This is a genomic window from Saccharolobus solfataricus (assembly GCF_900079115.1).
GTDB lineage: Archaea > Thermoproteota > Thermoprotei_A > Sulfolobales > Sulfolobaceae > Saccharolobus > Saccharolobus solfataricus.
In genome coordinates, this window is sequence record NZ_LT549890.1 from 664,142 (window position 1) to 677,254 (window position 13,113).

General features: G+C 34.5%; 16 protein-coding genes and 2 tRNA genes. 8 read left to right on the forward strand and 10 right to left on the reverse strand.

Annotated features, from left to right (window positions below):
* Window positions 1-17 precede the first annotated feature (17 nt).
* Both SSOP1_RS03940 and SSOP1_RS03945 read left to right on the forward strand, forming a co-directional pair.
* Complete coding sequence (locus tag SSOP1_RS03940) at window positions 18-1,934, forward strand: beta-CASP ribonuclease aCPSF1 (protein WP_009991343.1); 1,917 nt, start codon at window positions 18-20, stop codon at window positions 1,932-1,934.
* Window positions 1,935-2,127: 193 nt separating this feature from the next.
* Window positions 2,128-2,202: transfer RNA gene (locus SSOP1_RS03945), tRNA-Val, on the forward strand.
* On the opposite strand, the gene SSOP1_RS16175 is transcribed toward SSOP1_RS03945, so the two are convergent.
* Window positions 2,162-2,383, reverse strand: coding sequence for a putative integrase (locus SSOP1_RS16175; RefSeq protein WP_009991345.1), 222 nt, complete (start codon window positions 2,381-2,383; stop codon window positions 2,162-2,164). The two genes, SSOP1_RS03945 and SSOP1_RS16175, sit on opposite strands and share 41 nt — an antisense overlap.
* Window positions 2,384-2,735: 352 nt before the next feature.
* On the opposite strand from SSOP1_RS16175, the gene SSOP1_RS03950 reads away from it, so the two are divergent.
* The gene (locus SSOP1_RS03950) at window positions 2,736-2,963 is read left to right on the forward strand and encodes a hypothetical protein (RefSeq protein ID WP_009991348.1); all 228 of its coding nucleotides are present in this window, start codon (window positions 2,736-2,738) and stop codon (window positions 2,961-2,963) included.
* 245 nt (window positions 2,964-3,208) lie between these two features.
* Here the strand turns inward: SSOP1_RS03950 and SSOP1_RS03955 are convergent, their stop codons facing one another.
* From SSOP1_RS03955 to SSOP1_RS03975, 5 genes are all read right to left on the reverse strand, one after another.
* The gene (locus SSOP1_RS03955; protein ID WP_231918203.1) at window positions 3,209-3,430 is read right to left on the reverse strand and encodes an integrase; all 222 of its coding nucleotides are present in this window, start codon (window positions 3,428-3,430) and stop codon (window positions 3,209-3,211) included.
* A gap of 98 nt (window positions 3,431-3,528) precedes the next feature.
* A tRNA-Glu gene (locus SSOP1_RS03960) sits at window positions 3,529-3,618 on the reverse strand.
* 32 nt (window positions 3,619-3,650) lie between these two features.
* Window positions 3,651-4,139 carry a hypothetical protein gene (locus SSOP1_RS03965; protein ID WP_009991350.1) on the reverse strand — a complete coding sequence of 163 codons (489 nt, stop codon included), beginning with the start codon at window positions 4,137-4,139 and terminating at the stop codon, window positions 3,651-3,653.
* A gap of 11 nt (window positions 4,140-4,150) precedes the next feature.
* Window positions 4,151-4,765 (reverse strand): hypothetical protein, encoded by a 615-nt coding sequence (locus SSOP1_RS03970; RefSeq protein ID WP_009991351.1) that lies wholly within the window; start codon window positions 4,763-4,765, stop codon window positions 4,151-4,153.
* Between the two features lie 26 nt (window positions 4,766-4,791).
* Window positions 4,792-5,793 carry an acryloyl-CoA reductase gene (locus tag SSOP1_RS03975; RefSeq protein ID WP_009991352.1) on the reverse strand — a complete coding sequence of 334 codons (1,002 nt, stop codon included), beginning with the start codon at window positions 5,791-5,793 and terminating at the stop codon, window positions 4,792-4,794.
* 207 nt (window positions 5,794-6,000) lie between these two features.
* Here SSOP1_RS03975 and SSOP1_RS03980 point away from each other — a divergent pair, with 207 nt between their 5' ends.
* Genes SSOP1_RS03980 through SSOP1_RS04000 form a run of 5 tightly spaced genes read left to right on the forward strand, consistent with a single transcriptional unit; the run spans window position 6,001 to window position 10,603 of the window.
* Entirely contained in the window at window positions 6,001-7,197 is a 1,197-nt protein-coding gene (locus SSOP1_RS03980) for an amidase (protein ID WP_009991353.1), read from the forward strand.
* A gap of 55 nt (window positions 7,198-7,252) precedes the next feature.
* Window positions 7,253-7,888 (forward strand): archaeal proteasome endopeptidase complex subunit beta, encoded by a 636-nt coding sequence (gene psmB, locus SSOP1_RS03985; protein WP_029552577.1) that lies wholly within the window; start codon window positions 7,253-7,255, stop codon window positions 7,886-7,888.
* A 37-nt stretch (window positions 7,889-7,925) separates the two neighbouring features.
* Entirely contained in the window at window positions 7,926-8,375 is a 450-nt protein-coding gene (locus tag SSOP1_RS03990; RefSeq protein WP_009991356.1) for a YbhB/YbcL family Raf kinase inhibitor-like protein, read from the forward strand.
* A gap of 21 nt (window positions 8,376-8,396) precedes the next feature.
* Window positions 8,397-9,389, forward strand: a complete 993-nt coding sequence (locus tag SSOP1_RS03995) for a replication factor C small subunit (protein ID WP_009991357.1) — start codon at window positions 8,397-8,399, stop codon at window positions 9,387-9,389.
* On the forward strand, window positions 9,386-10,603 hold the full coding sequence (locus tag SSOP1_RS04000; RefSeq protein ID WP_009991358.1) for a replication factor C large subunit: 1,218 nt from the start codon (window positions 9,386-9,388) through the stop codon (window positions 10,601-10,603). Before SSOP1_RS03995 ends, SSOP1_RS04000 begins: the two co-directional genes overlap by 4 nt.
* Here SSOP1_RS04000 and moaC read toward each other — a convergent pair.
* Genes moaC through SSOP1_RS04020 form a run of 4 tightly spaced genes read right to left on the reverse strand, consistent with a single transcriptional unit; the run spans window position 10,600 to window position 13,079 of the window.
* Entirely contained in the window at window positions 10,600-11,049 is a 450-nt protein-coding gene (moaC, locus tag SSOP1_RS04005; RefSeq protein ID WP_009991359.1) for a cyclic pyranopterin monophosphate synthase MoaC, read from the reverse strand. The genes SSOP1_RS04000 and moaC overlap by 4 nt on opposite strands.
* Window positions 11,033-11,269 carry a hypothetical protein gene (locus tag SSOP1_RS04010; RefSeq protein WP_009991360.1) on the reverse strand — a complete coding sequence of 79 codons (237 nt, stop codon included), beginning with the start codon at window positions 11,267-11,269 and terminating at the stop codon, window positions 11,033-11,035. The genes moaC and SSOP1_RS04010 overlap by 17 nt, the downstream gene beginning before the upstream one ends.
* Window positions 11,270-11,286: 17 nt before the next feature.
* Window positions 11,287-12,528 carry an ORC1-type DNA replication protein gene (locus SSOP1_RS04015; RefSeq protein ID WP_009991361.1) on the reverse strand — a complete coding sequence of 414 codons (1,242 nt, stop codon included), beginning with the start codon at window positions 12,526-12,528 and terminating at the stop codon, window positions 11,287-11,289.
* A 35-nt stretch (window positions 12,529-12,563) separates the two neighbouring features.
* Window positions 12,564-13,079 carry a THUMP domain-containing protein gene (locus tag SSOP1_RS04020; protein ID WP_009991362.1) on the reverse strand — a complete coding sequence of 172 codons (516 nt, stop codon included), beginning with the start codon at window positions 13,077-13,079 and terminating at the stop codon, window positions 12,564-12,566.
* Window positions 13,080-13,113: the final 34 nt, after the last annotated feature.

Consider the following 13,113-nt stretch of genomic DNA (forward strand, 5'->3'; position numbering starts at 1 on the left):
CTATTTCTTAAAAGTTGGTGAATAGGTTGGCATCTCTGGATAGGTTTAACAGAATATCGTTAATATATTCTGAACTAAAGGAATTAGGGATAACCAGAATTGAATATGAAGGACCGACAATAGCTGTGTATGTAAAGAAACCAGCACTGATAACAGAAAAGGGAGAAGTAATAAAGAAAATTGCAAAGGATATTAAAAAGAGAATAGTAATAAAAGCCGACCCTTCAGTAAGGAAAGATAAGAAGGAAGCCGTTGAAATAATAAAGAACCTTGTACCCGCCGAAGCTGAAATTGTAGATATAAAATTTGATGATGACTTAGGTGAGGTATTAATAAAGGCAAAGAAACCAGGATTAGTAATAGGAAAAGGTGGCTCATTACAGCAAAGAATATTTGCTGAAACCTTTTGGAAGGCGGAAATAGTTAGAGAACCACCAATAAAATCTAGAACATATGATAGTATCTTAGAGCATATTTACAATGAGACTGAATATAGAGCTAAAATACTAAAGGTTTTTGGAGAAAGGATACACAGAGAGACGATATTTCAAGATAAGTACGTAAGAATTACGGCATTAGGAGGCTTTCTAGAAGTTGGTCGGTCTGCAGTATTAGTAGAAACTCCAGAAAGCAAAGTATTGCTAGATGTGGGACTTAACCCTAGCGCGAATATGTTTGGAGAGAAATTATTCCCTAAGCTTGACATTGACCAGTTGAAGATGGAGGAATTGGATGCTGTAGTTATCACACATGCACATTTAGATCATTGCGGAATGGTGCCTTTTCTATTTAAGTATGGATATGAAGGGCCAGTATACACTACTGTACCAACTAGGGATATAATGGCATTAATGCAATTAGACTCGCTTGACGTTGCAGAAAAAGAAGGCAAACCCATACCTTACTCCGCAAAAGAGGTAAGAAAGGAGTTATTACACACAATAACGTTAGATTATGGAGAAGTTACTGATATTGCACCTGACATAAGATTAACATTCTACAACGCTGGCCACATATTGGGATCTGGGATGGCTCATTTACACATTGGAGATGGAAAACATAACATAGTCTATACTGGTGACTTCAAATATGCAAAAACTAAACTGCTTGATAAGGCAAACACGGAATTTCCAAGAGTTGACACGTTAATTATGGAAACTACTTATGGTGCACAAGATCAGCCAAATAGAGAGGAATCGGAATTAGAGTTGCTAGAGATTATAAATAAAACACTTAATAAAGGAGGAAAAGTCCTAATTCCAGTACTAGCTGTAGGAAGAGGACAAGAAATTATGCTCATAATAAACGATTTTATGAAAAAGAAGCTAATTCCAGAGGTACCGGTTTACGTAACGGGATTAGTTGATGAAGTTACAGCTATACATAATGCGTATCCAGAGTGGTTAGGAAGAGAAGTGAGAGAAGAAATATTGTATAAAGATGAAAATCCGTTTACCTCAGAACACTTTAAGAGAATTGAAGGATATAAAGAGGATATAGCAAAAGGTGAGCCATCTATAATTTTAGCAACTTCTGGAATGTTAAACGGAGGACCCGCTGTGGAATTCTTCAAGACCATGGCACCAGATCCTAAAAATGCAATAATATTTGTAAGTTATCAAGCAGAAGGTACATTAGGTAGAAAAGTGAGAGACGGCGCAAAAGAAGTACAAATTCTTGATAGGGACGGAAGAGTAGAGTCAATACAAATAAATATGGAAGTCGAGGCAGTTGAAGGGTTTTCTGGACACTCCGATAAAAGACAACTCCTTAACTTCCTTAGAAATATCGAACCTAAGCCCAAAAATGTAATATTAAATCACGGAGAAGCATCTTCAATAAGAGCTTTTGCAAACTATATAAGAGAAGATAGATTAGGGTATAAGCCCAATATATATACACCAGCTATATTGGATAGCCTAAGAGTAGCCTAAATGCTTTATTAACCTATTGAATGTTTTTCCACTAAAGACTATATTATTTTCCTTTCAATAATGATCAATAATGATTAGATGCATAATTTCTTTTCTTCACACCTCTTAACTCTCTGTGAAAATTCAACAAGTCCGCAAAGCATAGCCCAAAGAAAACTTTTAAAGTGAAATCGTTATTAATCAAATAACTAGTGGGCCCGTCGTCTAGCCTGGTTAGGACGCTGCCCTTACGAGGCAGAGGTCCTGGGTTCAAATCCCAGCGGGCCCATTGTGGGGGATACCCACACTCCATTTTCTTTCAATTTTTCATATGTTTTGACTACGTCAACTAAAGGACCAACGTAAGTTTCCTTTACCTCACCGTTTATCGTTTCCAATTTATAGACGTAATACCTACCTTTTCTTTCCCTTATTATATCGCCATATTTATAACGCGACGTCTCTTTCACATTTCCACGTCCAGCATTATAGTTGCCAAAACGCGTTTATAAGCTATTGGCAATCGTTAATTTTTGTCGTTAAAAATCGTTGAATTGAAAGTAGACGGCAAAAATTCCTTAGTTTCGCAAAAATTCAGATAGAATTAAGAAACACCTCGCTAACTAACGCCTCATGCCCGTCTTTGCGGATTAGATAATAAACACCAGGCCGATATTTCCCTCCGTCGTAGATAAACCCGCCGTCGCTCGTCATTTGAGCCCGCTATGTACCATATTGTACTTTAACATATTTAAATTTTGTGGTAATTTGTGGTACATTAAAGTTTTTATATTGAAGTACAATAAAGTATATTGAGGTAAAATGCCCAGGCCAGGTTATAAGTCGGTCTACTTCCCAGATGAGGAGCTATGGAAGAAAATAGTGGATGAGGCAGAAAAAAGGAAAGTAAGTGTATATGAGGTGTTAAAAGACGCTTTCAATTGCTATATAAGGGAAAAGGAAGGGAATAAGGTAAGTATGGAGGAAATAGTAAAAGAGCTCCAGGAATTGAAGAAGAGGGTTGAGGAACTGGAAAAGAAAGTTAAATAGAATTTTTTATTGATAAACTGGGGAGTTAACTAATCTTCTTATTCAAATAATAATTCTATAGGGATACTAACTTAGTATAAATAAAAACAGAAAGATTTTCAAATCCCAAAAAATAAGAACTAAATTGGGGAGCGGGGAAATGATGAGGGTTCCAGAGCTGAAGCGTGATGAATGGTTGACACGCTGACCCCGCTCCCCTAATTTCCTTTGAGTTAGTGACAATAAAGTTTTCTCAATTCACTATATTATCTTCCTTTTCTATTTCTAGAAGAAGCCCTGCTTACTATGTCGTCCGGGACTTTCCTTATTTTACCCACAACATACCTGTATAGAGTACTCCTACCTATACCTAACTTCTGTGCAACATAACTCAGCTTGTACTTTTCTACTACCTTTTTGAGTACCCGAATTTTTTGCTCATTATCGAGTCTATCTAAGTCAATCTTTACCATAATCTCATATACCAATATTAAATGGTGAGAGTGTTGCAAAAATATCCTTTGCTGTTGCAAATCTCTTATCTCTGTAGAGAACGTAATTTTCTTTCAAATTATCATAAAATTAGTGCCGCGGCCGGGATTTGAACCCGGGTCACGGGCTCGAGAGGCCCGCATTCTTTCGGTGCCTGCGCTTGACCGGGCTAAACCACCGCGGCGTTTTCGCTATAAAATAAGTAGAGGATGTAATTTAAAGTTTAGTGTTTTTTAGTATCTCGTTAATAACATCGTCTTTGTTACCTTCAAAGAACTCTGCATATATTATTTCGTCGTAAAGAATTAGATATCCTTTTGCACTAGTCAGCAGAGAATATTTATATCCTCTACATCCCTCACAATAACCTCTAACCTCTTTAACTAGTAAATGTTCAATCACAGATAGTTTAATATTTCCTTTTTCAATTATTTCTATATCATTATCTTTTTTAACTGATAATCTCTTAGCTAAATAATAAAGTGCGACCTGAATTAGGTCGGTAGTATTTATACTTTCTTCCCTTAGTTTTTTAGATATCTTGTATTCTCTATCCGCTTTCTTTAATACTTCCTTTACTTTTCTCCTTATCTCCACAGAATCTGAAAGAAGTTGCATACATTCCCTTGCTAATTCACTTGCTGTTTTATAATCTCCAATCCACGTTAAGATATAAGCCTTATGAAGATTCTCAATACAGTTCATTTTTTCTCACTTTACGGTTTTATTAATATCATTAGATCATATAGTTGATTATTGTATTTTATAATGTAAGAAATTAGACCGTAATTGTCTGGATACCTCAGATTTTCTATTGTAACTAAACTTTTTGATATCGTATTAACGATTTGTGATCTCCTAAAGGTCATTGTTGCCTTAGCTTCTACAAATAGTAAACCACTCTTAGCATTTAAAAATTTTCTTAATGTATCGTATTTTTCTATATTTATAGCCAAATCCGATATTGTTCCTAGGAACTTTACATTTCTAAATGGTAATATATCATTAATACTTATGTTAAACAACTGATTTAGAAGAGCATATGTTATGGTTTCTCCTATAACAGTGACTACGTCTCCGGATAATAGCTTACCCCATCTTCCCATTTCGTAAATTCTTATTGACTTTGGAATGTCTTGTAGTAGTTTTGATGAGAAAATAGAAGTTATTGTCAATATTTTATCATCCAATTCGATTTCTTCTGAGTGCCCTCCTATTTCGAAGGCCTCAAGAATTTCGTTACTTATCAATTTTAGATCTTCTGGGGAGTCTAAATCTGAATGTGGTAATAAATCTTGACTAAGCTCTATCCATGAAATTTTAAGTTTCACAGTAACTTATAGAAAGGTTTAAAAATTTAAGGCTTTACTAGTACCTTCCCAATCTTATGCTTATCCTTTAGTATTTCATATCCCTTATCTATCTCATCTAACCCTACTGTTGCTGCTATTACGGGATTTATTTTCCCTTCTCCAGTTAACTTGAGAGTTTCTTCTGCATCCCTCTTAGTTGCAGAGGCATGACCTATTATCGCTATATCTTTCAATATGACGTAGCCTAACCTTAGTTGATATATTTGAGTTGGATCTACGTTACCTATTTGTACCAGTCTACCTCCCATCCACAAACTTTTCAGACTTTCATCTATGGTTGGTGTACCTACTGTATCGATAACCACATTTACATCACCTATCTTCTTTGCCTCTTCTGAGAATTTACTACCTACTATTACATGATCAGCGAATTTCCTTATGAAAGCTGCTTTTTCCTCTGATGTAGTTACTCCTATCACTTTCGCGCCAAGTGCTTTAGCTACTTGTATGGCATGAATACCAACACCACCGCTAGCCCCCGTAACTAAAACTGTTTCCCCCTTTTGCAACTTTGCCCTTCTCAAACTTCTATAGACCATTCCAGTTACACAAGGTACTAAAACTGCTCCCTCGTCTGGAACGTTAGTGCCAACTTTTACTATGCTTGTAACTTTTACTTTTGCTTTTTCAGCAAAGAAGCCGTCTAATTCCTCTGAATAACCTACCCTAGAGTGACAATATGCTTCCTCACCCATTTGACAATAATGACAAGTTCCATCAGGTGCATAAAGAAGTGAAATAACCTTATCACCTTCTTTAAAGCCTTTGGCGTTTTCTCCAATTTGTTCTATCGTACCAACTACTTCATGTCCTAAAATTACTGGATATTTCATTCTGGGATAGAAACCTTGCAGTTGCAATAGATCTCTATAGCAGAGTGCCGCTCTATTTACTCTAATTACAACTTCATCTTTTCCTGGAATCGGATCCGAAACTTCTTCTATTCTATACCCTTTTTGCTTGCCCGGAACTACTACAGCTTTCATCAGTTAGATTGTGTTTAGACTGTATAAAAAATATTATCTATCATAGTAGGTTCGATGTATTTTTAAAAATAATATACATATAGTGTTCCCATAAGAGATTATTTGCAAGCTTTTATTACCAAACTAATAGTATTATAACGATGAGGGAAAGCAATAAAGATCCAATCCTTAAAAAGTTACCTGAACCATTATTCTGCGTGAGGGAAGATGAAATTAGAAGAATTAAATTCAAAATATAATGCATTTATAACCCTCCATACTATCGAAGAAGGAAACGATAAAGGCAAATTAAAGGATGTTACATTCGGAATAAAGGATGTTATTTTAACTAAGGACGTAAGGACCACTGCTGGATCAAGAGTTTTAGAAAACTATGTTCCACAAAGAAACGCATACGTTGTGGATGCTATACTTAGAGAAGGAGGAAAGATAATAGGAAAAACTAATACTCACGAATTTGCGCTAGGTGCTACTAATACATCAAGTATAGGAGGACCTGCAAGAAATCCTGTTGATCCAGAAAGAATAAGCGGTGGTTCTAGTGGCGGTTCCGCTGTTGCGGTAAAGTTAGATATGGTCGACGTGGGAATTGGTACTGATACCGGAGGATCTGTAAGGATCCCTTCGTCTTTATGTGGAGTAATTGGATTTAAACCAACTACTGGGTTGATACCTAATGATGGCGTAATACCCTTTAGCTGGTCATTAGATACTGTGGGGATAATCGTAAAAGATAACATTAGATTATTACGAAGAGTTTTTGACGTTGTTCTGCCAAATGAAAAAAGAAAAGTTGAAATAGCTAAATTAAGAACAAGACCGCGTCTAGGTTTATTTCTATTCGATGATATGGAAGTTTCAAGAATATTGCTGAAAGATATATATGCTAAATTATCTTCACACTTTGATATAGTCGAGGTTGATCTTCCTTTACTAAGGCAATATGGCTCTAAAACTAGAAGAACTATATCATTAGCTGAAGCTGCTTCTTATCATAAGGATTGGATAAGTGAATATAGTGATAAATACTTCAAAGATACCTATACCTTACTCCTTGATGGTATGAAAATATCTGCTACCGACTATATAGATGCGCTTAGACATAGGAGAGTATTAATAGAAGAGTATGTAAAAGTATTTAAGAATATTGATTTCATTTTATCTCCTACAACAAAAATTGTTGCACCTAGAATTTCTGACGTAATCTCTAACCCTCTTCAATTTAGAGAATATCTAATAGCTAATACTGAACTATTTAATGTAGTTGGAGCACCATCAATAAGTGTACCATTCTCTACCCTTAATGACTTACCGGCTGGTTTAATGATAAGCGGAGAATTGTATAAAGACGGGGATTTACTTGAAGTCGCTGAATATATTTTAAACATTGTAGGAAAACATTAACGATCTACTGGGAATGAACCCTAAATTAACTGTCACCTTTTTATTCTTGCTTTTAATGGTAATTATGGGGAATGAGTTGCAATTAGAAAATAAGATACTTAAGGGAACTACAACTGTAGGAATTAGAGTAAATGATGGAGTAATCCTTGCGGCAGATAGAAGAGCTAGTGCAGGGTTTTTCGTAGCTAATAAAATGGTTAGAAAAGTATTATATATTACAGATAAAATCGGAATAACTACCGCAGGTAGTGTAGCAGATTTACAGTTTATATACGATGTATTGAAAAATATATATCATTATAATAGTATTACTAAATACGGGCCAATTTCTATAAAGGGAATTGCAACCAGGCTAGCAAATGTATTATCTGCAACAAAATATTTTCCCTATATCGTTCAAATCTTGATAGGTGGTTACGATGATCAGCCAAGATTATTCAACTTGGATTATTTAGGCGATATAACTGAAGAAAATTACGTCGCAACTGGTTCTGGTTCTCCAGTAGCTATGGGAGTGCTAGAAGATGAGTATAATCCCAAAATGACTTTAGATGAGGCAGCTGACCTAGCTAAGAGAGCTGTGTTCTCAGCAATAAAGCGGGATTCCTTTACGGGTACAGGTGTTATAGTAGCAAAAATTCACAGTAAAGGACACGAGGAATTAGAGTTCTACTTAAATAAGAAGATGTGAAGCGTTTTTAATTTTGAATAGTGAAAGTATATATTCGATGAGAGTAGTATCTTCAGCCTTTAAGAATGAGGATTTTATACCTATTAAATATACTTGTGATGGACAAGATCTGTCTCCGGAGTTAGAGTGGGATCTTGTTACTAACGCTAAAAGTTATGCGATAATCGTAGAAGATCCAGATGCGCCTGGAGGAACTTTCATACATTGGGTAATATACAACATAACTACCAATAGATTGCCAGAAGGAGTGCCAAGACTGTACAAATCACAATATGGTGTACAAGGTGTAAACGATTTTGGGAATATAGGGTATAACGGTCCGTGTCCTCCTAAGACACATCCACCTCATAGATATTATTTTTATGTTTATGCAATTGATACAATACTACTTGAAATTAAAAATATTAATGCTGATAAGTTAAAATCACTAATGGAGGGACATGGGATAGAGAGAGGATTCGTAATGGGTAAATATAAGAGAAAATAATTTCACTTATGTGGTGAGATAATGAGCACGAAGGTCGAAGAAATACTTTGGGCTGAAAAATATAGACCTAAGACGTTAGATGATATAGTAAATCAAAGAGAGATCATAGATAGGTTAAAAAAATTTGTCAAGGAAAAGAATATGCCTCATCTACTTTTTGCTGGGCCACCGGGTACCGGAAAAACTACCGCTGCTTTAGCTCTTGTACATGACTTATATGGAGATAATTATACAGAATATTTCCTCGAGCTAAATGCAAGCGATGAAAGAGGAATAGATGTAATTAGAAATAAAGTAAAGGAATTCGCTCGTACGGTAATTCCAGGTGATATTCCATTTAAGGTGGTTCTTTTAGATGAAGCAGACAACATGACCGCTGATGCCCAACAAGCTTTAAGGAGAACTATGGAGCTGTATACAGAAAACACTAGATTTATTCTAGCTTGCAATTATTTAAGTAAAATCATTGAGCCAATACAATCTAGAACTGCATTATTTAGATTTTACCCGCTGAAAAAGGAAGATGTCGTTAATAGATTAATCTATATAGCTAAAAATGAGAAAGCTGAATACGATCAGAAAGCTTTGGAAACGATCTACGATATAACTATGGGAGATATGAGAAAAAGTATAAACATTTTACAAGCCGCCTCAGCTTATGGCAAGATTAGTGTAGAGGCCGTATTTAAGGTTTTAGGATTAGCACAGCCTAAGGAAGTTAGAGAGATGATTAACTTAGCTCTGCAAGGTAAGTTCACACAAGCAAGAGATAAACTCAGAACTTTACTTATTACATATGGCCTATCTGGAGAGGATATAGTAAAGCAAATACACAGAGAGATAACTTCCTCAGAGATTCAAATAAGTGAAGAGTTGAGAGTTTTACTACTAGATTATATAGGAGAGACAGAGTTTAGAATAATAGAAGGTGCTGACGATGAAATTCAGTTATCTGCATTATTAGCTAAAATGGCAATTTATGGAAATAAGTATATAGGCAGTGAGAATAGATGATACAATGGTTTTTAAAATATAGGCCGCGTTCTCTAAAAGATGTGGAGAATCAAGATGATGCGAAAAAGCAACTACAGGAGTGGATAGAGTCTTGGCTTAACGGAAATTCTAACGTTAAGGCTGTACTATTACACGGTCCTCCAGGTGTTGGAAAAACTGTCTTAGCTGAGGCATTAGCTCACGATTATAATTTTGAGTTATTAGAAATGAACGCTAGCGATTCAAGAAAATTGCAAGATATAAAGAGCATAGCGGAAAAGGCAGCAGTTTATGGCAGTATATTTGGAACAAAGGGTAAATTAATACTTCTAGATGAGGTTGACGGAATAAATGTTCGTGAAGATACTGGAGCTATTCAAGGTATTTTAGAACTTATTGAAAAGACAAAATATCCTATTATAATGACAGCTAATGATCCATGGAATCCTGGATTAAGAGAATTAAGAAATAAGGCAAAAATGATCGAATTAAGTAAGTTAGGTAAGTATCCTTTAAGAAGAATTTTAAAAAAGATTTGCCAAGCAGAAAAGATTATTTGTGACGATGAGGCCTTAAATTATATAATTGATAGCAGTGAAGGAGATGCTAGATATGCAATTAATATTTTGCAAGGAATTGGGGAAGGATACGGAAAGGTTACTCTTAATTTGGTTGAATCATTAGCTAAAAGAAAAGAACGTGAATTAGACCCATTTGAAACGCTAAGAGATATATTCTGGGCAAGATATGCATGGCAAGCTAAAAATGCAGCTACAAGTGCTCAAATAGATTATGATATGCTAATCAGATGGATATCAGAAAACATACCTATACAATACGATAATATTGAAGATATTTGGAGAGCTTTTGATGCTCTCTCTAGAGCTTCAATATTCCTAAAGAGAGCAAAAAGCGGTGATTGGGACTTATTATCTTACGCGTATGATATGATGAGCTCTGGAGTAGCTTTTGCAGAACCTGAAAAGAAAAAGCCAAATTGGAAACCAAAATGGAAAAAATATCAATTCCCGTCGTATATACAACTACTATCTAAGAGTAAAGATATAAGGGATACAAGGGACGAAATCATTAAGAAACTAGCAATACATTCATCCTTTAATAAGGCACTAAATGACACATATCCATTTTTCCTACTATTCTATAAAAAATACGATAAACATCTTAATTTAAATACGAAAGAAAAGGAGTATCTTAGTTCCATATCTAAATCTTAGTCTTTCTCCTTTATTTTATCTATTACTTTTATATCATCAATCATGGTATATGGATATTTTCCGTTCTCATCTTTTTCATATTTTTTTACCATATCCCAAATAGTTAACAAGGAGATAGATGTAGCAACTAGTGCCTCCATTTCTACTCCAGTCTTATAATGGGCCTTCACCTTAGATCTAACTCTTATACCACTATTCTCAATTTTTATATCAATATCAACATTTTCTAATGGTATTAAATGGCATAGAGGTAGAAGCTCAGAAGTTTTCTTTGCAGCCATAATCCCTGCAGTCTTAGCAACAGTAATTACGTTACCCTTCTCTATTTCATTTTCTATAATTCTCTTTATAGTATCGTTCTTTAGTTTAATGAATCCCTCAGCTTCAGCCTCTCTTAATACAGTTTCCTTTTGAGATATATCTACCATCTTAGCTTCGGAACTCATTTTTATCCAGCTCTTCTAATAGGTTAATCAAGATTACTACTTTAGGGTTAGAGTAATTTAATCTTACTATTTTTTTATCACTACCTATTACTTCAATTAAATCCATCTTCTGTAAATCTTCCAGTTCTCTTCTTAGTTTATCATAGTGGATTTTAGATAATCTATATAATTTAGTGATGTTCATATCACCGTTTTTTATCAATATATACAATATTTTCATTTTAGATGGATTATAGATTAAGCTCTCGATTTTAACCTCACCATTATTTGTTGCATAATATAATCGTCTAATCTTTTATCTAATGGAAGAGAAAGAGAAACGAGAGTCGTTCTTCCTCTCATTCCTTTTCCACTCTGTCTTGTATTAATTATCCCTATTACCTTAAGTTTTCTCAGATACTCATAAACTTGCGTATGTCTTCTAGGTTCCTCATTAAACTCTCTTGATAATGATATGTATTCCTCTTCTAAGGTTCCCATTGTGATCTCATCAGCTTTAGTCTTATTTAAAGCTCTTATCAACGCTTTTAAGAGTATAAGTTGATGCAAATCGAGATACGATAAACTATCTATAATCTCTTGAATCTCCGGATTTATTGTAGAATTAGCCTTCTTAGCATGATCTAACAATACCACTGGCGATCCCTCCTTCTCTGCTATCTCTCCAGCTAAACTTAGAGTCTCTATTGCAATTCTAGCATTACCATTACCTCCTTTATCATAACCATAAGTATTGGATATAAATTGTAATACCTCATCGTCTACAGCATTGTCATTAAAAGCCTCATCCACTCTATACTTCAAAATATCGTAAAGTTCCATAGACTTATAAGGAGGAAATTCAATTAACCTTCTAGCTATATGATCCCTTATACTTCTATCTAATTTATAAATTGAATGACTCTCATTAACTATAAATATATAACTAATTCTCTTTATTATTGCAGATATTTCATCATACAATCTTACTAAGAAGTATATTTCCTCAGTATTTGCTGTATTTAGAAAATGCCCAAATTCATCTAGTGCAACTATTAGATGTATATTTCTTCTATCTAGATATTCATGGATCATCTTAAATACTTCTTGTGCCGATAGTCCCCTCGAAGGTATAGGTAGTTTTAACGCGTTAGCTATTTCTTGGCTTATTAAATACAGCGTTCTATGTCTATAACAATTTATATGAACATACTTTACTTTAACCCCATATTCTCTCTCCGCAATATCTTCAAAATTTTTACCAAACAATCTAACAGTAGCTGTTTTCCCAGTACCTGTCCTACCTAGTATTACAACTCTTTCAGAATCTTTAGCGTCTCCAGCTAATAGATCTTTGAATATAAATCCTAACTCCTTAATCTTCTCTTCTCTATGTGGTAAATTTTCCGGTACATAATCTGGTGAAAGCTTGTCCTTATGTTTAATTATCAATACAGATGATCTTAAACTATCTGAAAGTATGTCCTTAGCTGAAACCAAAACTTTTACCCCAATCTAAATTAAGTGGTATTACCTTATATTTTATCTAAGAGAGTAGCCCGAAACTTTTCTTGATTCTTTCTCAAAAGCGATATCCCAGCAAATTCCTTTAGTACATTAACGTGAAGTACAACCTCAGGATCTTTAAAATCAACATTAATTAAACCCTTCAGCCCTATTCCTACTCCCATTTCAATTTCTCTACAATTTACGTCAATTCCCCTATTATAACAGCGAACGTAAAATGTTTTGAGATCTTTTGTCTTATTTTTTATAAAATTTATTACATTAACAACAATTTCCTTTTCATTGGTGGAATTTATAATCAACTGAAATGGATATACTTTTTCAGCACAAGACGGAGGAGAAGCAAAAAGTAAACCATAAACCACTAATGAATCTAAATTTGAGTAAACAATAGCTACGTTTTGCACATATTCTATAACTCTAGCATCAATATCCTTTATAAGTATCCTATTCAAAATCTCATTTATACACTTTCGACCTTTACCAGGCTTTGTAGTTACAAGAGCCTTTGGGTTCTGCCACATCAAATATAAGGTTTTGTATTAAGAAAAAATATAT